The sequence below is a fragment of the Aeromonas simiae genome, from assembly GCF_000820125.1.
Taxonomy (GTDB): domain Bacteria; phylum Pseudomonadota; class Gammaproteobacteria; order Enterobacterales; family Aeromonadaceae; genus Aeromonas; species Aeromonas simiae.
Genome location: NZ_CDBY01000065.1, coordinates 25,763 through 47,186 on the forward strand (window position 1 = coordinate 25,763; position 21,424 = coordinate 47,186).

Genomic DNA, 21,424 nt, shown 5'->3' on the forward strand with positions numbered 1-21,424 from the left:
GTGTCGTCCATCGCGGAAGGTCAGACCGACTCAACCAGACCGGACTCACGAACCTGTTGCAAGGCACGAAGCAGAGGTGATATGTTCACGCCCTTGGCGACAAATCCCGTCAATTCATCCGGCAGTTTTGCCAACACTTCCCGAGCAAGGCTCTCGTCTTCAAAGGCTGCGAAGACGCAAGCTCCTGTGCCCGTCATTCTTGACGGCGCGTATTCTAGCAACCAGCCGAGCGCATTGGCAACCTCGGGGTAGCGCTTTTTGACAAGCAACTCGCAATCGTTTTTCCATTCCCCTTCCAGCAGGTTCTGCAATCCCATCTTAGGGGTGTTTCGTGGTAGTTCCGGATCCTGAAACACGGCCGCCGTGGCGACGTGACAGTGGGGATTCACCACCAGATACCAGCGCTCCGGCACCGTGACCGGCTGCAATTTTTCCCCCACGCCTTCGGCAAAGGCGGCGTTGCCGCGCACGAATACCGGCACGTCGGCACCGAGCTGCACCCCAAGTGCGGCCAGCTCGTCGACGGACAATCCGGCCCCCCACAGCTCGTTGAGGGCCACCAGGGTGGTGGCCGCATCCGACGAGCCTCCCCCTATACCGCCGCCCATGGGCAGCACCTTGTTCAGGGTGATGCGGGCGCCTTTCGGTGCCGGTAACCGCGCTTGCAGCAGGCGCGCGGCGCGCACGACAAGGTTTTGCTCATCCGGCACGCCAGGAATGGCGGGAGAGAGGGTCAGCGCATCGCCTGCGGTCACCTCGAAGTGCAGGGTGTCGCCGTGCTCGAGGAAGATGAACAGGGTTTGCAGTTCGTGATAGCCGTCGGGGCGGCGGCCATTGACGTGCAAAAACAGGTTCAGCTTGGCCGGTGCCGGCCAGGTGATGCGGTTCATTTCAGGCTCCACTGGTTGATCTGCAACTTGAGGCGGGTGCCTTCTCCTTGCAGAACTATTTGGTGTGGCAGCCGGTAGCCGTCCTGATCCCGGTACTGCTGGTAGTCTATCTGCCACAGGCCATCGGTGACGCTGGCCAGACTCTTGTCCGGGTTGAGGGTGTAGCGGGCCTCGCCCGGCAGCCCCTTGATCCACTGGGGCAGGCCGTCAACCGGCAGCTCCCAGCCGGTCAACTGGTAGACCAGCTCGGCGGCATGTTGGCTCTGGTGGGTCTGGCCATCCCGGTCGGTCAGGGTGAGACGGCCATCGTGACAGGTCAGCTCGAGGATGTGGGTGCCGATGATGCTGGTCAGGTTGAGACGGTAATCGTCGCCATTTTGTTGCCAATTGAGGCGGGCGCTGCCCTTCTCCTTGGCGGTGATAATGGCCAGCTTGCCGGTCAGTTGCCAGTGATCGAGCCGCTCGAGACGGGTTCGCTCCTGGCTCCAGTCCACCTGCTCGCGCTGGGGTTGGGTGGTGGTACAGCCGGCCAGTAACAGGGCCAGGGCCAGGAAGAGAAAAGAAGAACGCACGGGAAGAGCTCCGGGTGAAGGTTTGCGACAGTATAAGTGGCGGCCGTATCGCTTTTAAAGATCCCCCCTTTCTCGTACAATCTGGGCCCTTGCCACCGCCCTGCTCCAAGGATCATTCCACAGCCCCATGAGTCTGCTTGCGCTAGGAATCAATCACAAGACGGCCAGCGTCTCGTTGCGCGAGCGTGTGGCCTTCGGGCCCGATTGCATCGAACGAGCCCTGCACGAGCTGGTGCAGCAGCCGGGGGTGAGCGAGGCGGTGATCCTGTCGACCTGCAACCGCACCGAACTCTACTGTAACCTCGAGGCAGGACAGGGGGAGCAGGTACTGCAATGGCTACAGCAGTTCCACCACCTCAGCGCCAGCGAGCTGGACAGCGCGACCTACCTGCATCATGACGAAGAGGCGGTGCGCCATCTGATGCGGGTCGCCTGCGGCCTCGACTCCCTGGTGCTCGGCGAGCCGCAGATCCTCGGTCAGATTAAGCAGTCTTATGGCACGGCCCATCAGGCCGGCGGCCTCAAGGCGATCCTCGAGCGCCTGTTCCAGAAGGCCTTCTCGGTGGCAAAACGGGTGCGCACCGACACCGAGATCGGCGCCAGCGCCGTCTCGGTGGCGTTTGCCGCCGTTGGGCTGGCCCGCCAGATTTTCTCCGATCTCTCTCAGACCAAGGTGCTGCTGGTCGGTGCCGGCGAGACCATCGAACTGGTGGCCCGCCACCTGCGCGAGCAGAACGTGACCCAGATGATGGTGGCTAACCGCACCTTGCAACGGGCTCAGGGGCTGGCCGAGGAGTTTGGCGCCCAGGTGATGACGCTGGAGGCGATCCCCGAGCACCTGCACGAGGCCGATATCGTCATCAGCTCGACCGCGAGCCCCCTGCCGCTCATCGGCAAGGGGATGGTGGAGCGGGCCCTCAAGGCGCGTCGTCATCGCCCCATGTTCCTGGTCGATATCGCCGTGCCGCGCGACATCGAGGCCGAGGTGGACGAGCTCTCCGACGCCTACCTCTACACGGTGGACGATCTGCAAGGGATCATCGAGCAGAATCTGGAGGCGCGCCGGCGCGCCGCCCAGCAGGCCGAGCGGATCGTGCTGGAAGAGCGCGATGATTTCATGGGCTGGTTCCGCTCGCTGCACGCGGTGGATATCATCCGCGATTATCGCCAGCAGGCGCAGCAGCACGCCGATGAAGAGCTCGAGCGCGCCCTGCTGGGGCTACAGCAAGGCGAGGAGGCCGAGGCCGTGCTGCGTCAACTGGCCCACCGCCTCACCAACAAACTGATTCACGCCCCGACCCAGGCTCTGCGCCATGCTGGCCAGCAAGGGGATCGGGAGCAGTTGGCCCTGCTGCGCAGCGCCCTCGGCCTACAGCAGGAGTGACCTGTCGGCCACCCTTGGCCAGTGTCCATTTTTTGAGAGAACCATGAATCCATCCATCATTCGTAAGCTGGAAGGGCTCATCGAGCGCCACGAAGAAGTGCAGGCCATGCTCGGCGAACCCGATGTTGTCACCGATCAGGAGCGTTATCGCGCCCTGACCCGCGAATACTCCCAGCTCGAGGAGCTCGTTGCCGCGTTCCGGCGCTGGCGTCAGGCCGAAGAGGAGCTCGACACCACCAAGCTGATGCTGGAGGAGAGCGATCCCGAGCTGCGCGAGATGGCGCAAGAGGAGCTGCCGCTCGCCAAGGCCAACCTGGAGGCGATCGAGCAGGAGCTGCAAATCATGCTGCTGCCCAAGGACCCCAAGGATGACAACAACTGCTACCTGGAGATCCGGGCCGGCGCCGGCGGGGACGAGGCGGCGATCTTTGCCGGCGACCTTTACCGCATGTATGCACGCTATGCCGAGCGCCAAGGGTGGCGAGTCAGCATCGTCAGCTGCAACGAAGGGGAGCACGGCGGCTACAAGGAGGTGATCGCCAAGGTCGATGGCGAGCACGTCTATGGCCGGCTCAAGTTCGAGTCCGGTGGCCATCGGGTGCAGCGGGTGCCCGAGACCGAATCCCAGGGGCGCATCCACACCTCCGCCTGCACCGTTGCGGTGCTGCCCGAGGTGCCCGAAGCCGAGCAGATCGAGATCAACCCGGCGGATCTGAAGGTCGACACCTTCCGCGCCTCTGGCGCCGGTGGTCAGCACGTTAACAAGACCGACTCGGCCATCCGCATCACCCACCTGCCGACCGGCCTGGTGGTGGAGTGCCAGGACGAGCGCTCCCAGCACAAGAACCGCGCCAAGGCGATGGCGGTGCTCTCGGCCCGCTTGCAGGCGGCCGAGGATGAGCGCCACCGCGCCGCCGAACAGAGCACCCGTCGCAACCTGGTGGGGTCGGGGGATCGCTCCGAGCGTATCCGTACCTACAACTACCCGCAGGGGCGGCTGTCCGAGCACCGCATCAACCTGACCCTGTACCGTCTGTCCGAGATCCTCGAAGGGGATCTCGACTGCGTCATCACGCCGCTGGTGCAGGAGTACCAAGCTGATCAGCTCGCCTCGCTGGCAGATAACGGCTGATGCGCATCGATGCCGCCCGCGCCTGGCTGGTCACCGCCCTGGAAGGGGGGGAGTCGCCGCGCGCCGACGCCGATGCCCTGCTCTGCCATCTACTCGGACGCGATCGCGCCTACCTGATGAGCTGGCCGGAGCGCGAGATAGGGGATGAGCAGGTACAGACCCTGCACACCTGGCTGGCCCGCCGCCTGGCCGGCGAGCCGATCGCCCATATCCTCGGGGTACGCGAGTTCTGGTCACTGCCGCTTGAGGTGAGCCCGGCCACCCTGATCCCGCGCCCGGATACCGAAGTGCTGGTCGAGCAGGCGCTGGCCCGTTTGCCGTCGCGGCCGGCCCGGCTGCTCGATCTTGGCACCGGCACTGGCGCCATCGCGCTCGCCCTCAAGTCGGAGCGACCCGATGACGAGGTGTGGGCGGTGGAGCTGCAACCTGATGCCCTGGCGCTGGCGCAGCGAAACAGCGAACGGCTGTCGCTGCCGCTCACCCTGCGTCTCGGAGCCTGGTTTGCGCCGCTGGCCGATGCGCCGCGCTTCGATCTCATCGTCTCCAACCCCCCTTACATCGACGGCGCGGATCCGCACCTGAGCGAGGGGGATGTACGTTTCGAGCCCAAGAGTGCCTTGGTGGCCGCAGAGGCGGGACTGGCCGATCTACGGCTGATTGCCGATGGCGCTTTGGCCCATCTGCTGCCCGGCGGCTGGCTGCTGCTTGAGCATGGCTGGCTGCAGGGGGCGGCGGTGCGTTCGCTGCTGGAGCACACCGGCTACCAGTCGGTGGCGACCCTGCGCGACTACGGTGACAACGATCGCGTCACGCTCGGTCGCAAGCCGGAGGAGATGTGATGCCACCTTTCGTCATGCTGCATCTGCTGCTGATCGCCCTGGCTCTGCTGCTCTTTTGTCTGCGTTTTGTGGCGGTGCAGCGCCCTTGCTCTGCGGCGCTACAGACCCGGCTGGGGCGGGGGAGCGGTCTGCTCAATGGTGTGGTGGTGCTGTCGGGCGGGGCGCTATGCCTGCTGACGGGCCTTAACCCGTTCAACAACCTTCACCCCTGGCTGAGTGAGAAACTGGTTTGTATCCTGATTGCTGCCTTCCTCGGCTGGATGTCCCTCAGCCGCTACGGAAGCCGGACCACCCGCTGGTTTGCCTTCTTCGGCGCCCTGGGGTGGATCTTCTTCGCCGCCAAGCTGGCGGTGTTCAAGCAGCCGTCCCTGTTCGGCTGAGGCAATGAATGAATAGCGTGCAAATAGATGAGTGGAGCGACCTCGAAGCCCACGATATTGCCGAACTGGCCCTGTCGATGGCCGCTCGGGTATACGGCGAGCAGAGCGCCCTGCAAGGGCAGGCCCGTCTGTTAGAGCTGGAGCAGTGGATCGGCGAGCGGTTACAGGCCGAAGAGGCGGATGAGCTGCGGCGTCAATTGCTGACCCTGCTCTATCGCGAGCTGGGGTTTCGCGGTGACTGGCAGGATTATTTCTCCTCCGCCCACTGCGATCTCAGCGAGGTGATGCGCCGGCGCCGGGGCATTCCGGTGAGCCTCGGTATCCTGCTGATGCAGCTAGGTCGCGAGCTGGGGCTCAAGGTGGAGGGGATCTGCTTCCCCGGCCACTTTCTGGTGAGCTTCGAGAGCGGGGAGCAACTTGTTTACGTCGATCCCTTCAACGGCGAGGAGCTCTCCTTACATCAGGTTGAGCTGCTGCTGCGCGGGGCGCTCGGCAACCTGGCCTCCCTGAGCGGCCAGTACTTGCAGCCGGCCACTCACTGGGAGGTGATGGAGCGGCTGCTTAACGTTGGTAAGGCGGCGCTGCTGCGCGAGGAGCGTATGAGCGAGGCGCTACGCTGCTGCGAGCTGCTGCTGTGCATGAAGCCCGGCGATCCGCTCGAGACCCGCGATCGCGGCTTCATCTATGAACAGCTCGATTGCCCGCAGTTTGCGGCCGATGATTTCGAATATTTCATTGAACAGTGCCCGGACGATCCGGTGTCCGACATGCTGAAAGTGCAGTTGCAGTCCCTGGATCTGAGTCCCAAGACCCTCCATTAAGGAACCCGTGATGGAACAGAAAATCGTCAAGGTAAATGCCATCGAGGTGGCCAACGACAAGCCGTTCGTGCTGTTTGGCGGCATGAACGTGCTGGAATCCCGCGACATGGCCATGGCCGTGTGCGAGAAGTACGTGGAAGTGACCAGCAAGCTCGGTATCCCGTTTGTCTTCAAGGCGAGCTGGGACAAGGCGAACCGCTCCTCGATCCACTCTTACCGTGGCCCGGGTCTGGAAGAGGGGATGAAGCTGTTCCAGGAGCTGAAAGAGACCTTCGGCATGCCGGTCATCTCCGATCTGCACGAGCCGTGGCAGGCCAAGCCGGTGGCCGAGGTGGTGGACGTGATCCAACTGCCGGCTTTCCTGGCGCGCCAGACCGATCTGGTGGAGGCTATGGCCCGCACCGGCAACGTCATCAACATCAAGAAGCCGCAGTTCCTGAGCCCGAGCCAGATGAAGAACATCACCGAGAAGTTCGAGGAGTGCGGCAACGACCAGCTGATCCTGTGCGAGCGCGGCGTCAACTTCGGTTACGACAACCTGGTGGTCGACATGCTGGGCTTTGGGGTGATGCAAAAGAGCACTGGCGGCTATCCGGTCATCTTCGACGTGACCCACTCACTGCAGTGCCGCGATCCGATGGGGGCCGCCTCCGGCGGGCGCCGTGATCAGGTGACCGAGCTGGCCCGCGCCGGCATGGCGGTCGGTCTGGCGGGCCTGTTTATCGAGTCCCACCCCGATCCCAAAAACGCTCGCTGCGACGGGCCGAGTGCTCTGCCGCTGGAGAAGTTGGAGGGGTTCCTCAAGCAGATGAAGGCGATCGACGATCTGGTGAAAAACTTCGAGCCGCTCGATACCTCCGCCTGATTGCGCTCACCAAGCCCTCTCATCCATGCCCCGCGTTGACGGGGCATGGTCGTTTCTGGGGGGCAGTGAAAGGGGCCGGGTGGTTAAATGAGGTTGCTGTGGTGTTAATATTGTTAAATCTAGTGCGTGACACACCTCTCTAAACGGTTCTCCTCCCCATGGGAAAGTAGCCCCGCCATGCCGAGTACTGCGCATGTTTGCGTCGTGATAGCCGTCATTTCACCACGAATTGCGGCTGGTTGGCGCGGCCCACGACCCACACCACTTTCATTGACAGGACGTTACATCATGGGGAAGAAAATAGTCAGCAGCCTCTATTTCCAGGTGCTGCTCGCCATTACCTGCGGGGTGCTGCTTGGGCATCTCTACCCGGATCTGGGCGCGGACATGAAGCCGCTTGGCGACGGGTTCGTGAAGCTGATCAAGATGATCATCGCCCCCGTCATCTTCTGCACCGTGGTGACCGGTATCGCCGGCATGGAGAGCATGAAGGCGGTCGGCCGCACCGGCGCGGTGGCCCTGCTCTACTTCGAAGTGGTGAGCACCATCGCCCTCATCATCGGCCTGTGCGTGGTGAACCTGCTCCAGCCTGGGGCGGGCATGCACGTCGATCCGGGCTCGCTCGATAGCAGCGCCATTGCCGTCTATGCCGAGCAGGCCAAGCAGCAGGGGATCGTCGCCTTCCTGCTTGACGTGATCCCCGCCAGTGCGGTCGGCGCCTTTGCCGGTGGCAACATATTGCAAGTGCTGCTGTTTGCCGTGCTGTTCGGCTTCTCGCTGCACCACGCCGGTGAGAAGGGTCGGCTGGTGTTCAACGTGATCGAGAGCTTCTCCCACACCATCTTCGGCATCATCAACATGATCATGCGGCTGGCTCCGCTCGGTGCCTTTGGGGCCATGGCTTTCACCATCGGCAAGTACGGGGTGGGGTCGCTGCTGCAACTGGGGCAGCTCATCGCCTGCTTCTACCTCACCTGCCTGCTGTTCGTGTTCCTGGTGCTGGGCTCCATCGCCCGCGCCTGTGGTTTTAGCATCGTACGCTTCATCCGCTACCTGCGTGAGGAGCTGCTCATCGTGCTGGGGACCTCCTCCTCCGAGTCGGTGCTGCCGCGCATGCTGATCAAGATGGAGCGTCTTGGCTGTAACAAGTCGGTGGTGGGGCTGGTCATTCCGACCGGGTATTCGTTCAATCTGGACGGCACCTCCATCTATCTGACCATGGCGGCGGTGTTCATCGCCCAAGCCACCGACACCCCGCTCGATCTGTTCCAGCAGATCACCCTGCTGCTGGTGCTGCTCATCTCCTCCAAGGGGGCGGCCGGGGTGACCGGTAGCGGCTTCATCGTGCTGGCGGCCACCATCTCGGCGGTGGGGCATCTGCCGTTGGCCGGGTTGGCGCTGATCCTCGGCATCGACCGCTTCATGTCCGAGGCGCGCGCCCTGACCAACCTGGTGGGCAACGGGGTGGCCACCGTGGTAGTGGCGCGCTGGTGCAAGCAGCTCGATGGGGCGCGTTTGCAGAGCGAACTGGCGAGCCACGGCGCGACATCGGCCTCGCTGGTGGCGGGTGAGCGTCCCCTCTCCTGAGTCGGGGGCGCCGGTGAGATCCGGCGCCCTTTTCCCCTTTTTCCCCTATCTGGTTGTTTCGCCTCTCTTCTCCTCCTGGGTTTTGCCGCTTCTCCCCTTGACGCTCGCTTTTGTCTTGCCGCCGAATATGGGAAAATGCGCCCCTTGAAGGAGACACAGCACATGCGGCTATTCACCCTGACCCTGCTGGCTCTGCTCGGCGGGCTGCAATATCACCTCTGGCTTGGCAAGAACGGGCTGGAGGACTACTACAAGATGTCCGATACCGTGGTGCGCCAGCAGCAGGACAATCAGGTCCTCAAGGATCGCAATGCCCTCATCTATCGTGAGATCGCCGATCTGACCAGCGGCCTCGAGGCGATCGAGGAGCTTTCCCGTAACGATCTCGGCTACATCAAGCAGGGTGAAACCTTCTATCGCATCATTCCGAAGCAGGATAAGCAGAGCGGGGAGCAGATCGATGACTGACCGGCCCTGGCTCACCGCTGTGGTGCCGGCCGCTGGCATCGGCAGCCGGATGGGCGCCACCCTGCCCAAGCAGTACCTGGCCCTGGGCGATCAGTGCATTCTTGCGCACACCCTGACGCGGCTGCTGGCCCACCCGGCAGTTGAGCAAGTGGTGGTGGCCCTGGCGCCCCATGATGTCTGGTTCGAGACGCTGGCGCTGGCCGCCGATCCCCGCATCTTGCGGGTGCAGGGGGGGAGTGAACGCGCCCATTCGGTACTCAACGCCCTGATGGTGGTCGAGAGCGACTGGGTCATGGTGCATGACGCCGCCCGCCCCTGTATCACGGCGGGGGACATCGACCGGTTGTTCGAGGTCGCCATGCAGGGGGAGGGGGCCATCCTCGGCAGTCAGGTGCGTGACACCATGAAGCGCACCAATGCGGCGGGCGAGATAGTGGCCACCGTTGAGCGCGAGGCGCTGTGGCATGCCCTTACCCCGCAGATGTTCCCGACCCAAACCCTGCGCCGCGCCCTGGAAGAGGGGCTGGCGCTGGGAGCACAGATTACCGATGAAGCGTCGGCCATGGAGCGGGCCGGCTATCGTCCACGGATGGTGGAGGGTCGGGCCGACAACCTGAAGGTGACCCGTCCCGAGGACTTGGCGTTGGCCAGCCTCTATTTGCGTCAGCAGGACGCTCACTGAAGATTCAAGCGCGGGTAACTCCGCGGCAGGAGGAGATGGCGTGATCCGGATCGGACATGGTTTTGACGTGCATAAGTTCGGAGGGGAGGGCCCCTGCATGCTGGGCGGTGTGGCCGTACCTTACGAGCAGGGGCTGCTGGCCCACTCGGATGGTGATGTGGTGCTGCACGCAGTGAGCGACGCCCTGCTCGGCGCCATCGCCGCCGGCGACATCGGTCGCCACTTCCCCGATACCAGTGCCGAGTTTGAGAACATCGACAGCCGCATTTTGCTGCGTGACGTGTTTGCCCGGGTCAAGGCCGCCGGTTACCGCATCGGCAACCTGGATGTCACCATCATTGCCCAGGCGCCCAAGATGGCGCCGCATATCGACGCCATGTGCGCCGTGCTGGCCGCCGATCTCGAATGCGAGCCAAGCCGGGTCAACGTCAAGGCGACGACCACTGAAAAACTTGGCTTTACCGGCCGCAAAGAGGGGATCGCCACCGAAGCCGTCGTGCTGCTGGTGCAACAATAATGCTGGAACAACTCACTTATCTGCACGGTCAGCCGACCGCGCGCGGCGTGCTCAAGGCCGCTCCTTCCGATTTCGTCGTCATCGAGGATCTCGGCTTCGAACCCTGTGGCGAGGGGGAACACATCTTCGTTCGGGTGCGTAAAACCGGTGAGAACACCGCCTGGGTCGCGGGCCTGCTGGCCGATGCCGCCGGCGTGAACCGCAATGCGGTGACCTGGGCTGGCCTCAAGGATCGTCACGCCGTGACCGAACAGTGGTTCGGCATCCATCTGCCGGGCAAGGCCGAACCGGACCTGCGGGTCATTGAGAGCGACAGCATCCAGATCCTCGAGACCCGGCGCCATAACCGCAAGCTGCGGACCGGTTACCTCAAGGGCAACCACTTCACCCTGCGCCTGACCGAGCTGGAAGGGGCCCAGGAGCTGGAAGCGCGCCTACAGGCCGTGGCCGCCCAAGGGGTACCCAACTACTACGGCGAGCAGCGCTTTGGCCGCGGTGGTAACAACTTAGAGGCCGCCAAGGCCATGTTCGGTGGCAAGCGCATCAAGGATCGCAACAAACGCTCGCTCTACCTTTCGGCGGCGCGCAGCATGCTGTTCAACACGGTCGTGACCGCCCGTATCGAGCAGGGGCTGGCCCACACCCTGCTGGCCGGTGACTGCCTGATGCTCAAAGGCACCCACTCCATCTTCAGCGAGAGCGAGGTGACCCCCGAGCTGGCCGCCCGTCTGGCCAGCGGCGACGTGCAGCTGACCGCGCCCCTGTGGGGCCGCGGCCGACTGGCCAGCCAAGGAGAGGCTGCGGCCTTTGAAGAGCGCGCGCTAAGTGAGCTCGACCTGTGGCGCGAGGGGCTGGAGAAGGCGGGGCTGGATCAGGAGCGCCGTCCCCTGCTGCTGCTGCCGGAAGCGATGAGCTGGCAGCTGGAGGGCACTAGCCTCACACTGTCGTTCTTCCTGCCGGCCGGCGCCTTTGCCACCAGCGTGGTGCGCGAGCTGCTCGACGCCACGGAAGCGGATCACCATGCAGGGAGCCAGGCCGATGCGCATTCTGGTGAGTAATGATGACGGGGTGAATGCCCGTGGTATCCGGGCGCTCTCCCGGGCGCTGGCCGAGTGCGGCGAAGTGACCGTGGTGGCCCCCGATCGTAACCGCAGCGGGGCCAGTCACTCGCTCACCCTAGAGGTGCCGCTGCGGGTCAGCCTCATTGAGGAGACCGGTTTTTATGCGGTGAAGGGGACGCCGACCGATTGCGTGCATCTGGCGGCCCATGAGTTGCTCAAACCCGAGCCCGACATGGTGGTCTCCGGCATCAATCACGGGGCGAACCTGGGGGACGATGTCATCTATTCGGGGACGGTTGCGGCCGCCACCGAGGGGCGTCACCTCGGTTTTCCCTCCATCGCGATCTCGCTGGTGGGGGATACCCACTTCGAGAGCGCAGCCCATTTTGCCGTCAAGTTGGTGCGCGCCCTGATCCGCCACCCGCTGCCGGCGGATCAGATCCTCAACGTCAACGTGCCGGATCTGCCGCTGGAGGCCATCAAGGGGATGCGGGTGACTCGTCTCGGTAATCGCCATCCGGCCGAGCTGGTGATCGTGGAGCGCGATCCGCGCGGCCAGACCATCTATTGGATCGGCCCACCGGGAGAGCGCCAGGACGCAGGAGAAGGAACTGACTTTGCCGCCATCGAGCAGGGCTATGTCTCGATCACGCCGTTGACTATCGATATGACGGCGTATCGCAACATGAGCAACCTGGAGGCCTGGCTGGCACAACAGGGGTGAAGGGGTGATAGAACAGCGCCTTTTGAATCAACTGATTGCCAAGGGAATCTCCGATTATCGCGTGTTGGCGGCCATTGCCGAGATTCCGCGCGACTATTTCGTGGATGAGGCGATGGCCCATCAGGCGTGGGACAACACGGCACTCCCCATCGGTCATGGTCAGACCATCTCCCAACCTTATATGGTGGCGCGCATGACCGAGCTGGTGGTGGAACACGATCCGGCTCATGTGCTGGAGATCGGCACCGGGTCTGGTTATCAAACCGCCATACTGGCCCGTCTCGTTCAACATGTGTACACAGTGGAGCGAATAAAGTCGCTGCAGTATCAGGCCCGGCGCCGGCTGCGCAATCTGGAGCTGCACAACATCTCGACCAAGCATGGCAATGGCTGGGAGGGGTGGGCGTCCAAAGGGCCCTTTGATGCCATCTTGGTCACGGCGGCGGCGAGCGAGGTGCCGCAGGCGTTGACCGATCAGCTGGCGGAGGGAGGACGGCTGGTGATCCCGGTGGGGGATGCACAGCAATCCTTGATGCTCGTTGAGCGCTCCGGCTCCCAGTTGATCCGCAGGGCGCTGGAGCCGGTACGCTTTGTCCCCCTGGTTAACGGAGATCTCGAGTGAAGCTCTTTTCACACCTATATCTGAGGGTGATGCTGTGGGCGCGTCATCGTCACGCCCCTTATTACCTGTCGGGTACCGCCTTTATCGAATCCATCTTCTGGCCGATCCCGGTGGATGTGATGCTGGCGCCGATGGCACTGGCCCAGCCGCAGAAGGCGTGGCGTTATGCCTCGCTGGCGACCCTGTTCTCGGTGCTCGGTGCCCTGTTTGGTTATGCCCTCGGTTATGCATTGTGGGAGCCTGTCGTACAGCCTTTCATTGTCGCCGTGGGTTATCAGGACAAGATCGTGCTGGCCGAACAGTGGTTCCAGCAGTGGGGGATCTGGGTCATTTTCATCGCCAGCTTTACACCGATCCCCTACAAGGTCTTCACCGTCACGGCCGGGCTGTTGCATATGGCACTGCTCCCCTTTATTGTCACTTCTCTCATTGGTCGAGGATTGCGCTTCTTCCTGGTGGCGGGATTGATGCGCTGGGGCGGGGAGAAGATGGAGCGCAAGCTGATGCACTACATTGATGTGCTCGGCTGGGCCTGTATTTTGTTGGCCGTTGTGGCCTATTTCTGGTTGAGCAAGTAAGGAAGAGTTATGAGTCTGTACCCGTGGCGAAAGTACGGCGTGGTGGTGCTGTCTGGCCTGCTGTTCGCCTGTTCTGCCAGTAAGACGCCGGCCCCGGTGGCCAGCGTAGATGGCAACGATCGCGTGGCAAGTGGTGGCATTCCGGTGCGTGGCAAGACCTTAAGTGGTAGCACCTATACGGTGCAAAAGGGCGATACGCTCTATTCCATCGCGTTTAGTGCCGGCAGCAACGTGCCCGCCTTGGCCAGTCTCAACGGGATTGAAGCCCCCTACAACATCTATCCCGGGCAGAAGCTGCGTCTGCATGTCTTCGACAGCCAGTCCAGTGGCGCGGCATCCGGTGGTGCTGTGATGGTCGGTGAACCGATCGCGCGGCCCACCACCAGCACGGCCACCGCGGTGGCGAGTACCAGCACTCCGAGCGCTGGACAGACCACCCAATGGGTTGAAAAGAAAACGATTGCTCCTACACCGGCAAAAGAATACTCTGACAAGACCGCTCAAAATAACAACACTGCAGTGATGTCGGGCGACTGGCGCTGGCCGGCCGAAGGCAAAATCGTTGAAGGTTTTTCCACGGCCGAGCAGGGCAATAAGGGGGTCGACATCAGTGGCAAGAAGGGGCAGCCCATCTATGCCGCGCGTGATGGCAAGGTGGTGTATGCCGGTAGCGCACTGCGGGGATATGGCAAGCTGATCATTCTCAAGCATGACGAGGATTACCTGTCGGCCTACGCCCACAACGATCAGTTGCGGGTCACGGAGGGGCAGAGCGTCAAGAAGGGGATGGTCATCGCCGATATGGGAAGCACGGATGCACCGGATGTGCGGTTGCACTTTGAAGTCCGGTATAAAGGCAAGTCGGTCAACCCGATGAGCTATTTGCCCAAGCGTTAATCCAGAGGGAAAGCGTGACTCTGGTTCTGGTCAGGGAGATACACCATGAGCCAAGAAGAAAAGCTGGACATACAGGATGCAGAGTTTGAGTTTGATGAGGAGCTAGAAGCGCGAGCGGAGGAAGAGGAAGAAGCTCAAGCCGTCCTGACGGAAGAGTCGGGGGCGGAGGAGCTGTTCAGCCCCGAGCTTAACCGGGTCATGGATGCGACCCAGCTCTATCTGGGAGAGATCGGATTCTCTCCCCTCCTCACTGCCGCTGAGGAGGTCTATTTTGCCCGCCGAGCCTTGCGTGGCGATAAGGCCGCCCGCAAGCGGATGATTGAATCCAATTTACGACTGGTGGTGAAAATTGCCCGTCGCTACAACAACCGGGGGCTGGCCCTGCTCGATCTCATCGAGGAAGGTAACCTCGGCCTCATCCGCGCTGTCGAGAAGTTCGATCCCGAGCGGGGTTTTCGTTTCTCGACTTATGCCACCTGGTGGATCCGCCAGACCATAGAGCGGGCCATCATGAACCAGACCCGCACCATCCGTTTGCCTATCCATGTGGTCAAGGAGCTTAATGTCTACTTGCGAACCGCCCGTGAGCTGGCCCATCGCCTCGATCACGAGCCGACCGCAGAGGACATTGCCCACGCCCTCGATAAGCCGGTTGAAGACGTAAACCGGATGCTCAAGCTCAACGAGAAGATCAGCTCGGTGGATACGCCGATCGGTGGGGATAAAGACAAGGCGCTGCTCGATGTGCTCTCCGATGAGCGTGGGATCGGTCCTGAACTGGAGACCCAAGAGGATGATATGCGTGCCAGCATCATCCATTGGCTGGAGGAGCTCAATCCGAAACAGCGTGAGGTATTGGCTCGTCGTTTTGGCCTGCTTGGCTATGAAGCCGCCACCTTGGAAGATGTCGGTCACGAAATCGGACTGACCCGCGAACGGGTGCGCCAGATCCAGGTGGAGGCCTTGCGGCGCCTGCGTGAGATCCTATTGGCTCAGGGCCTCTCTATTGAGGCGCTGTTTCGTACAAACTAGCGGCACGGTTCGACGCAGCAAGGGGGGCAGAGCCCCCCTTTTCTGTGGCCTTTAGCCGCCGTCGCTGCTAATGTCGGAATCGGTTTCAGGAGGGCCTGGAGCCGGTTCTGTGACTATTTCCGCAGATCTTGATGAAAAGCCCGACACTCGTGGTGCCAAGCGGGATAAAGACTTTGCCTGGTAGCCTCTTTTTGCATAGAGTGATGCGGTGCTACATGCCAGTTGATAAAGGAAAACCTATGAACAAAGCTCAACTTGTCGATGCAATCGCAGCCAAAGCCGATCTGAGCAAGGCCCAGGCTAAAGCCGCCCTGGAAGAGATCCTGGCTGGTATCACCCAGAGCCTGAAAGAAGGCGATGCCGTTCAGCTGGTTGGTTTCGGTACCTTCAAGGTGAATCATCGTGCTGGCCGTACTGGCCGCAACCCGCAGACTGGCAAGGAAATCGAGATTGCAGCCGCCAATGTTCCGGCTTTCGTTGCCGGCAAGGCGCTGAAAGACGCCATCAAGTAAGCGTCTTCGGATGAGTTGAAAAGACCCGGCCTTCTGGCCGGGTCTTTTTTATTCCGCTTTCCGGCCCCTCGATTTCGGGTACACTCAGAAATAAAGCGGTCTCGGGAGGTTTGTATGACGCATTCACTCACCATCAGCCAGGTTGCAGTGCCCTGGGCCCCGTCCCGCCAGCTTCCTGCCGGCCTTATCATCGCCGATCTGCATCATGATATCTGGAGCGGTGTGCTGAATATTTCACTCGGTCACGCCCGTAGTATCGATCTGCCACCCGCACTGCTGTGCCGGGTCTATTTCAACAAGGTCTTTGCATTTCGAGTCATGGAGGACAGCGACATGTCGGATGGCATGAGCAGTCATCCGGTCGAGGAGCAGATCCAGATCATCACGCCTTCGCGTTTTGTGGCCTGGTTTCATCAGGAGTCAAAAGGGGTGCATCTGGATGAAGACATTCAGCACTACCGGATCTCTACCTGGGATCGCTGTGTGGACGTGCTGACCTCCTCACCACCCGAACTGAAGATGCAGCAATAAACAGAGTCAGAGGGGGCCGTGGCCCCCTCGCTCATTCCTGCTCGACGTAGAAGGTCTGCTGGAACGCCATTTGCTGCGTCTGCCCCATCCCCATCAGGGTGAGTTGGATGCGATAGGTGTCCTCATTACGGTAGGGCAGCTCGGCCAGGTAATAGATGGCCGGCCCTTCGCGTATTTCCCTAAACGCCAATTGGCGTACCGTTCCCGTCAGGTTACGCGCCTCCCCTATGACGGAGAGTGCCAGAGGTTCCCCCTCCTTAGAGTGGATAGCCACATTGATGAGCCCGGCGTAGCGGCTGCGGGTCAGCTGGTACTGCTTGGCAATGTCGGCAGACAGAAAGGTGGAGGGAAAGGCGCTGTAGTAGACGCGCCAAGGGCCCACCACCATGGACTGCTCGGCCTGGGCGGGCAGTGTCAGCAACAGCAGCAATCCGATACACCATGCTCTCATCGTTCTCTCCCGAAGCGGGTTATTCCAGTAGGGCGGTTATCTCGGCGGGCAACTGTTTCGGGGCTTCGATAGAGACAGTTTTGTGGCGGCCCAGCTCGCCACGCACTATGGATACCTGCCCCTTGGCAACCCGAAACTGCTTGGCCAGAAACTTCACCAGATGGGAGTTGGCCTGGCCGTCGACGGGCGGGGCGGTGATCGCCACCTTGAGCTCTTCGCCATGCAGGCCAACGATCTGGTCGCGGCTCGCTTTGGGCTGGATAAACAGCTGCAACTGCAAATGTTCCCCCTGCCACTGCACGGCTGGCATCAGATCATCCACCACAGTTGACCAAACAGATCGCCCAGCAGGTAGTTGATCGCTTGCAGTGCGATGAAGGCCACCAGCACTGAGAGATCGAGCCCCCCCAGCGGCGGCAGAATGCGGCGGATAGGGTGCAGGAAGGGTTCGGTGAGCTGGTACATGACGTGCTCGATCGGGTTGCGCCCCTGGCTGACCCAGCTCAGGATGGCTCGGATCAGCAGGATCCAGAACACCATGGCGCCGGCCTTCTTGAGCACGGTGAGGGCGGCGAACAGCAGCATCATGAGCCAGTCCGCCTGCAAGATAGACATCGACTTGAGCAGCACCAACTTGGCGAGAGCAACCAGCAGCGCCAGCAGCACGCCGGCCAGATCAATGCCAGCCAGACCGGGGATGACGCGGCGCATGGGAACGAGCAATGGGCTGGTCAGCCGCACCACTACCTGGCTCATTGGGTTGTAGAAATCGGCGCGGGCCCACTGCAACCAGACGCGCAGGAGCACCACCATCAGGTAGAGGTCAAACAGAGTATTAATAAGGAAGTAGGCTGCGTTCATTGCGGTTCCTTGCTGGGAATGGAAAGGGCGGTGTTGGGCTGCGCAATAGAGAGTAACGGGTCAGGCATAGTCACGGGCACCGAAGATGGCCGTGCCGATGCGCACCATGGTGCTGCCATGGGCGATGGCCAGCTCCAGATCTTCTGTCATCCCCATCGAGAGGGTATCAACGCTGGCATAGTCTGCCTGCAACCGGGTGAACAGTTGCTGCATACGGGCCATCTGATCTGCTAGGCGAACTTCGTCACGGGTGTGTTCCGGAATCGCCATGATGCCGCGCAGCACCAGCCGATCACAGTCTGCGACCTGGCGAGCCAGAGCGAAAATCTCTTCGGCTTGTACCCCTGATTTGCTGGCTTCCCCACTCACGTTAACTTGCAGACAGACATTGAGCGGCGCCATCGCTGCGGGGCGCTGCTGTTGCAGCCGTTCAATCAGCTTGCTGCGATCGACGCTCTGCACCCAGTCAAAACGCTCGGCAACCAGTCGGCTCTTGTTCGATTGCAGGGGCCCGATAAAGTGCCATTCGATATCGTCAAAACCCGGCATCTGAGACAGGCGATCTATCTTGGCGGCCGCCTCCTGAGCATAAGACTCACCAAAACGGCGCTGGCCAAACTGGTAGGCCTCCATGATGGCTTCCAGAGGCTTTGTCTTGCTGACGGCAAGCAGTGTCACCTCGTTTGGGCTGCGGTTGGAGTTACGGGCTACTTTAGTGATACGATCCGTAACAATATTCAAGTGCTGGGCAATCTGGCTCATGATGCAACGGTGATCTTCAGAAAGGGGAAAAACAAATCTATGGATATCACAGAGTTACTCGCCTTCAGTGTAAAGCATAAAGCGTCGGATCTACACCTCTCGGCCGGCGTTCCCCCGATGATCCGGGTTGATGGCGAAGTCCGCAAGATTAACTTACCTGCGCTGGAGCATCGGGAAGTTCACGCCCTCATCTATGACATCATGAATGATCATCAGCGTAAGGAGCTTGAGGAGAACTATGAAGTCGACTTCTCCTTCGAGATCCCCGGCATGGCCCGCTTCCGGGTTAACGCCTTTCAGCACTCCCGCGGGGCCGGTGCGGTCTTTCGTACCATCCCCAGTGTGGTGTTGAGTCTGGAGGATCTGGAGGCGCCTGAGATTTTCCGCAAGATCTCCGAGTACCCGAGAGGCCTGGTGCTGGTGACCGGGCCGACCGGATCGGGCAAGTCCACGACGCTGGCGGCCATGATCAACTACATCAACGAGAACTTCCACCACCATATCCTCACCATCGAAGATCCGATCGAATTCGTGCATGAGAACAAGCGCTGCCTTATCAACCAGCGTGAAGTGCATCGCGATACGCGCAGCTTCAGCAACGCCTTGCGTTCGGCGCTGCGGGAAGACCCGGACATCATACTGGTGGGGGAGTTGCGTGACCTGGAAACCATTCGACTGGCCCTGACGGCCGCTGAGACCGGTCACCTGGTGTTCGGTACCCTGCACACCTCATCGGCAGCCAAGACCATCGACCGTATCATCGACGTCTTTCCCGGCGAGGAGAAGGACATGGTGCGTTCCATGCTTTCTGAGTCGCTGCGCGCCGTTATCTCCCAGACACTGCTCAAGCGTCTCGGTGGGGGGCGAGTGGCCGCCCACGAGATCATGCTCGGCATTCCGGCGGTACGAAACCTGATCCGTGAGGACAAGGTGGCTCAGCTCTATTCGGTGATCCAGACCGGTATGACCCATGGCATGCAGACGATGGATCAAAACCTCAAGCAGTTGGTGGCGCGCGGGATCGTGGCTCAGCTCGATGCCAGAACCAAAGCCACCGACCCTAACAGTATCTAGCGAGCAGGAGCCGGCCATGAGCATGGAAGCTTGGTTATCACGTCTTGTCGACGAGCAGGGATCAGACCTCTTTATCACTGTGGGTCGGGCTCCGACCGTAAAATGCAGTGGTCTCTTCACATCGTTAACGGAAGCGCCACTCGATCTGGAGCAGGTACGCCAGGCGATGGCCAGCGTGATGGACGCCCAGGTGCTGGAGCGCTTTGAACGCAAACGTGAGGCCAACTTCGCCATTTCCCGTCCCGGATTGGGGCGTTTTCGGGTCAGCGCCTTCTGGCAGCAGGATGTTCCCGGCATGGTGCTGCGGCGAATACAGATGCAGATCCCGACCTGTGAAGAGCTGAAACTGCCCGCCATCCTCAAGGATATCGTGATGGCCAAGCGGGGGCTCATCCTCTTTGTCGGGGCGACCGGGGTCGGCAAGTCGACCACTCAGGCGGCCATGATTGGTTATCGCAATGCCCATGGCGACGGGCACATCCTGACGGTGGAAGATCCAGTCGAGTTCGTCCACCAGCATGGGCGTTGTATCGTGACCCAGCGCGAAGTGGGCAGCGATACGCTCTCGTTTGATGAGGGGCTGCGCAGCTCCTTGCGTCAGGCGCCCGATCTCATCTTGATTGGCGAAATCCGCTCACCCGAGACCATGGAGTTTGCCATCCAGTTTGCCGAAACCGGGCATATCTGCATGGCGACACTGCATGCTAACAATGCGGATCAGGCCATTGAGCGGATCATGCACCTCATGCCGGAGGAGCGGCATCGCCAGTTACGTTACGATCTGGCCTTTAACCTCAAAGCCATTGTCGCTCAGCAGTTGTTGCCACTTGCGGATGGCAGCGGGCGCTGCGCGGCCTTTGAGATCCTGCTCAATACCCCGCTCGTGGCCGATATCATCCGTAAGGGAGAGGTCGATCGCCTGAAAGAGGTGATGGGTCGCTCACGGGAACAGGGAATGCTCACCTTTGACCAGTCGCTTTTCGAGCTTTATATGGCGGGCCTAATTGGTTATGAGGATGCCTTGGCCTATGCCGATTCCGCCAATGATCTGCGCCTGATGATCAAACTGGGTGGGGGCGAGAAACTTGGCTCGGGAACATTGGATAATGTTACCCTGCAACAAGACGCCGACTAAACCAGAGGAACCCTATGCTGATTGTGGTCTCGCCGGCCAAAACGCTGGATTACGACACTCCCCTGCAAACCCGTGAATTCACCCAGCCCGAACTGCTGGAGCACGCCGCCCTGTTGATTGAACGTGCTCGGCAATTGACGCCGGCCCAGATCGGCTCGCTGATGAAGATCAGCGACAAGCTGGCGGGCCTCAACGCCGCCCGTTTTGCCGAATGGCAGCCGGACTTCTCGCTTGAAAATGCCCGTCAGGCCATTCTGGCGTTTAAGGGGGATGTGTATACCGGATTGGCGGTCGAGAGCTTCAGCAACGCGGATCTTGCCTATGCCCAGCAGCATCTACGTATGCTCTCCGGTCTGTACGGGGTATTGCGCCCCCTCGATCTGATGATGCCCTATCGCCTTGAGATGGGGACTCGTCTTGACAACCCGCGTGGCAAGGATCTCTATGCATTCTGGGGTGAGATCATCACCGACAAACTGAATGAGGCCCTGGCGAGCCAAGGGGATGACACCCTCATCAATCTTGCCTCTGACGAGTACTTCAAGTCGGTGAAACCGGGCCGCCTTCGGGGGCGAATCGTGACGCCGGTGTTCCTTGATGAGAAGAATGGTCAGTACAAGATCATCAGCTTCTATGCCAAGAAGGCGCGCGGCATGATGGCCCGTTGGGTGTTGCAACAGCGCGTTGCCCATCCTGAAGGGCTGACCGCTTTCGATGTCGATGGCTATGGGTTTGTTGCCGCAGAATCCACCGCGGATCGGCTGGTGTTCAAGCGCGCAGAAAAAATCTGAAATCTCACGGAACCAAACCCGAAGTCGAGGGGTCTGATACTGTGAATCCTCTGTTGTAAGCACTTTGATAAGGCCGATGTCCAATTGACGTCGGCTTTTTTTATTCTGTTGCCTGTGCCACCCTCACCGGTTCCCCGCTCTTGCTTGGCAGGCCGGTGCATCGCTGTTCAAAGGGGGAGTGTACCCTGGTGGGGGATATTAACATCGGCGGAAAATAATAAAGGAACGATATTCGCTGAGGCGCAAAAATGCGCTA

General features: G+C 61.1%; 27 protein-coding genes. 21 read left to right on the top strand and 6 right to left on the bottom strand.

Going from position 1 to position 21,424, the window contains the following annotated elements; all coding sequences use genetic code 11:
- Positions 1-20: 20 nt before the first annotated feature.
- Together ispE and lolB are read right to left on the bottom strand one after the other, a co-directional pair.
- Positions 21-890, bottom strand: a complete 870-nt coding sequence (ispE, locus tag BN1134_RS13560) for a 4-(cytidine 5'-diphospho)-2-C-methyl-D-erythritol kinase (RefSeq protein ID WP_042047853.1) — start codon at positions 888-890, stop codon at positions 21-23.
- On the bottom strand, positions 887-1,462 hold the full coding sequence (gene lolB / locus BN1134_RS13565; RefSeq protein WP_042047854.1) for a lipoprotein insertase outer membrane protein LolB: 576 nt from the start codon (positions 1,460-1,462) through the stop codon (positions 887-889). The genes ispE and lolB overlap by 4 nt, the downstream gene beginning before the upstream one ends.
- Positions 1,463-1,589: 127 nt before the next feature.
- On the opposite strand from lolB, the gene hemA reads away from it, so the two are divergent.
- The 18 genes from hemA to BN1134_RS13655 all read left to right on the top strand — a co-directional run bounded on the left by hemA (position 1,590) and on the right by BN1134_RS13655 (position 16,094).
- Positions 1,590-2,846: a glutamyl-tRNA reductase gene (hemA, locus tag BN1134_RS13570; RefSeq protein ID WP_042047855.1), complete on the top strand. Its 1,257-nt coding sequence runs from the start codon at positions 1,590-1,592 to the stop codon at positions 2,844-2,846.
- Between the two features lie 43 nt (positions 2,847-2,889).
- Positions 2,890-3,978, top strand: coding sequence for a peptide chain release factor 1 (prfA, locus tag BN1134_RS13575; RefSeq protein WP_042047856.1), 1,089 nt, complete (start codon positions 2,890-2,892; stop codon positions 3,976-3,978).
- The gene (gene prmC / locus BN1134_RS13580) at positions 3,978-4,817 is read left to right on the top strand and encodes a peptide chain release factor N(5)-glutamine methyltransferase (protein ID WP_042047859.1); all 840 of its coding nucleotides are present in this window, start codon (positions 3,978-3,980) and stop codon (positions 4,815-4,817) included. The genes prfA and prmC overlap by 1 nt, the downstream gene beginning before the upstream one ends.
- Positions 4,817-5,197: a SirB2 family protein gene (locus BN1134_RS13585; RefSeq protein ID WP_042047861.1), complete on the top strand. Its 381-nt coding sequence runs from the start codon at positions 4,817-4,819 to the stop codon at positions 5,195-5,197. Before prmC ends, BN1134_RS13585 begins: the two co-directional genes overlap by 1 nt.
- 8 nt (positions 5,198-5,205) lie before the next feature.
- Entirely contained in the window at positions 5,206-6,018 is an 813-nt protein-coding gene (locus BN1134_RS13590) for a SirB1 family protein (RefSeq protein WP_042047863.1), read from the top strand.
- Positions 6,019-6,028: 10 nt separating this feature from the next.
- Positions 6,029-6,883, top strand: a complete 855-nt coding sequence (gene kdsA, locus BN1134_RS13595) for a 3-deoxy-8-phosphooctulonate synthase (protein WP_042047865.1) — start codon at positions 6,029-6,031, stop codon at positions 6,881-6,883.
- Between the two features lie 288 nt (positions 6,884-7,171).
- Positions 7,172-8,470, top strand: a complete 1,299-nt coding sequence (locus BN1134_RS13600; protein WP_042047866.1) for a dicarboxylate/amino acid:cation symporter — start codon at positions 7,172-7,174, stop codon at positions 8,468-8,470.
- 162 nt (positions 8,471-8,632) lie between these two features.
- Positions 8,633-8,938 (top strand): cell division protein FtsB, encoded by a 306-nt coding sequence (gene ftsB, locus BN1134_RS13605; RefSeq protein WP_042047867.1) that lies wholly within the window; start codon positions 8,633-8,635, stop codon positions 8,936-8,938.
- Positions 8,931-9,620: a 2-C-methyl-D-erythritol 4-phosphate cytidylyltransferase gene (ispD, locus tag BN1134_RS13610; RefSeq protein ID WP_042047869.1), complete on the top strand. Its 690-nt coding sequence runs from the start codon at positions 8,931-8,933 to the stop codon at positions 9,618-9,620. Before ftsB ends, ispD begins: the two co-directional genes overlap by 8 nt.
- Before the next feature lie 40 nt (positions 9,621-9,660).
- Complete coding sequence (gene ispF, locus BN1134_RS13615; RefSeq protein ID WP_042047870.1) at positions 9,661-10,137, top strand: 2-C-methyl-D-erythritol 2,4-cyclodiphosphate synthase; 477 nt, start codon at positions 9,661-9,663, stop codon at positions 10,135-10,137.
- The gene (gene truD, locus BN1134_RS13620) at positions 10,137-11,195 is read left to right on the top strand and encodes a tRNA pseudouridine(13) synthase TruD (RefSeq protein ID WP_042047873.1); all 1,059 of its coding nucleotides are present in this window, start codon (positions 10,137-10,139) and stop codon (positions 11,193-11,195) included. Before ispF ends, truD begins: the two co-directional genes overlap by 1 nt.
- A complete protein-coding gene (gene surE / locus BN1134_RS13625; protein ID WP_042047874.1) occupies positions 11,176-11,922 on the top strand; it encodes a 5'/3'-nucleotidase SurE in 747 nt (248 codons plus the stop codon). Before truD ends, surE begins: the two co-directional genes overlap by 20 nt.
- A gap of 4 nt (positions 11,923-11,926) precedes the next feature.
- Positions 11,927-12,544, top strand: a complete 618-nt coding sequence (locus tag BN1134_RS13630) for a protein-L-isoaspartate(D-aspartate) O-methyltransferase (protein WP_042047875.1) — start codon at positions 11,927-11,929, stop codon at positions 12,542-12,544.
- Positions 12,541-13,122 (top strand): YqaA family protein, encoded by a 582-nt coding sequence (locus BN1134_RS13635; protein WP_042047876.1) that lies wholly within the window; start codon positions 12,541-12,543, stop codon positions 13,120-13,122. Before BN1134_RS13630 ends, BN1134_RS13635 begins: the two co-directional genes overlap by 4 nt.
- 9 nt (positions 13,123-13,131) lie before the next feature.
- On the top strand, positions 13,132-14,019 hold the full coding sequence (locus BN1134_RS13640; protein WP_042047878.1) for a peptidoglycan DD-metalloendopeptidase family protein: 888 nt from the start codon (positions 13,132-13,134) through the stop codon (positions 14,017-14,019).
- A gap of 45 nt (positions 14,020-14,064) precedes the next feature.
- The gene (gene rpoS, locus BN1134_RS13645; RefSeq protein WP_042047879.1) at positions 14,065-15,051 is read left to right on the top strand and encodes an RNA polymerase sigma factor RpoS; all 987 of its coding nucleotides are present in this window, start codon (positions 14,065-14,067) and stop codon (positions 15,049-15,051) included.
- A 215-nt stretch (positions 15,052-15,266) separates the two neighbouring features.
- Positions 15,267-15,563 (top strand): nucleoid-associated protein HU-alpha, encoded by a 297-nt coding sequence (hupA, locus tag BN1134_RS13650; RefSeq protein WP_193001734.1) that lies wholly within the window; start codon positions 15,267-15,269, stop codon positions 15,561-15,563.
- A 114-nt stretch (positions 15,564-15,677) separates the two neighbouring features.
- Positions 15,678-16,094, top strand: a complete 417-nt coding sequence (locus tag BN1134_RS13655) for a hypothetical protein (RefSeq protein ID WP_042047882.1) — start codon at positions 15,678-15,680, stop codon at positions 16,092-16,094.
- A 31-nt stretch (positions 16,095-16,125) separates the two neighbouring features.
- On the opposite strand, the gene BN1134_RS13660 is transcribed toward BN1134_RS13655, so the two are convergent.
- The 4 genes from BN1134_RS13660 to BN1134_RS13675 are packed head-to-tail and all read right to left on the bottom strand — an operon-like array spanning position 16,126 to position 18,168.
- Complete coding sequence (locus tag BN1134_RS13660; RefSeq protein ID WP_042047883.1) at positions 16,126-16,545, bottom strand: DUF4426 domain-containing protein; 420 nt, start codon at positions 16,543-16,545, stop codon at positions 16,126-16,128.
- Between the two features lie 19 nt (positions 16,546-16,564).
- Positions 16,565-16,855: a DUF167 family protein YggU gene (gene yggU / locus BN1134_RS13665; protein ID WP_042047884.1), complete on the bottom strand. Its 291-nt coding sequence runs from the start codon at positions 16,853-16,855 to the stop codon at positions 16,565-16,567.
- Positions 16,855-17,406 (bottom strand): YggT family protein, encoded by a 552-nt coding sequence (locus tag BN1134_RS13670; protein ID WP_042047885.1) that lies wholly within the window; start codon positions 17,404-17,406, stop codon positions 16,855-16,857. Before BN1134_RS13670 ends, yggU begins: the two co-directional genes overlap by 1 nt.
- 60 nt (positions 17,407-17,466) lie before the next feature.
- Positions 17,467-18,168, bottom strand: a complete 702-nt coding sequence (locus BN1134_RS13675) for a YggS family pyridoxal phosphate-dependent enzyme (RefSeq protein WP_042047886.1) — start codon at positions 18,166-18,168, stop codon at positions 17,467-17,469.
- A gap of 39 nt (positions 18,169-18,207) precedes the next feature.
- Here BN1134_RS13675 and tapT point away from each other — a divergent pair, with 39 nt between their 5' ends.
- Genes tapT through yaaA form a run of 3 tightly spaced genes read left to right on the top strand, consistent with a single transcriptional unit; the run spans position 18,208 to position 21,168 of the window.
- The gene (gene tapT / locus BN1134_RS13680) at positions 18,208-19,242 is read left to right on the top strand and encodes a type IVa pilus ATPase TapT (protein ID WP_042047887.1); all 1,035 of its coding nucleotides are present in this window, start codon (positions 18,208-18,210) and stop codon (positions 19,240-19,242) included.
- Between the two features lie 16 nt (positions 19,243-19,258).
- Positions 19,259-20,377 (top strand): PilT/PilU family type 4a pilus ATPase, encoded by a 1,119-nt coding sequence (locus BN1134_RS13685; protein ID WP_042047888.1) that lies wholly within the window; start codon positions 19,259-19,261, stop codon positions 20,375-20,377.
- A gap of 14 nt (positions 20,378-20,391) precedes the next feature.
- Positions 20,392-21,168, top strand: coding sequence for a peroxide stress protein YaaA (yaaA, locus tag BN1134_RS13690; RefSeq protein WP_042047889.1), 777 nt, complete (start codon positions 20,392-20,394; stop codon positions 21,166-21,168).
- Positions 21,169-21,424: the final 256 nt, after the last annotated feature.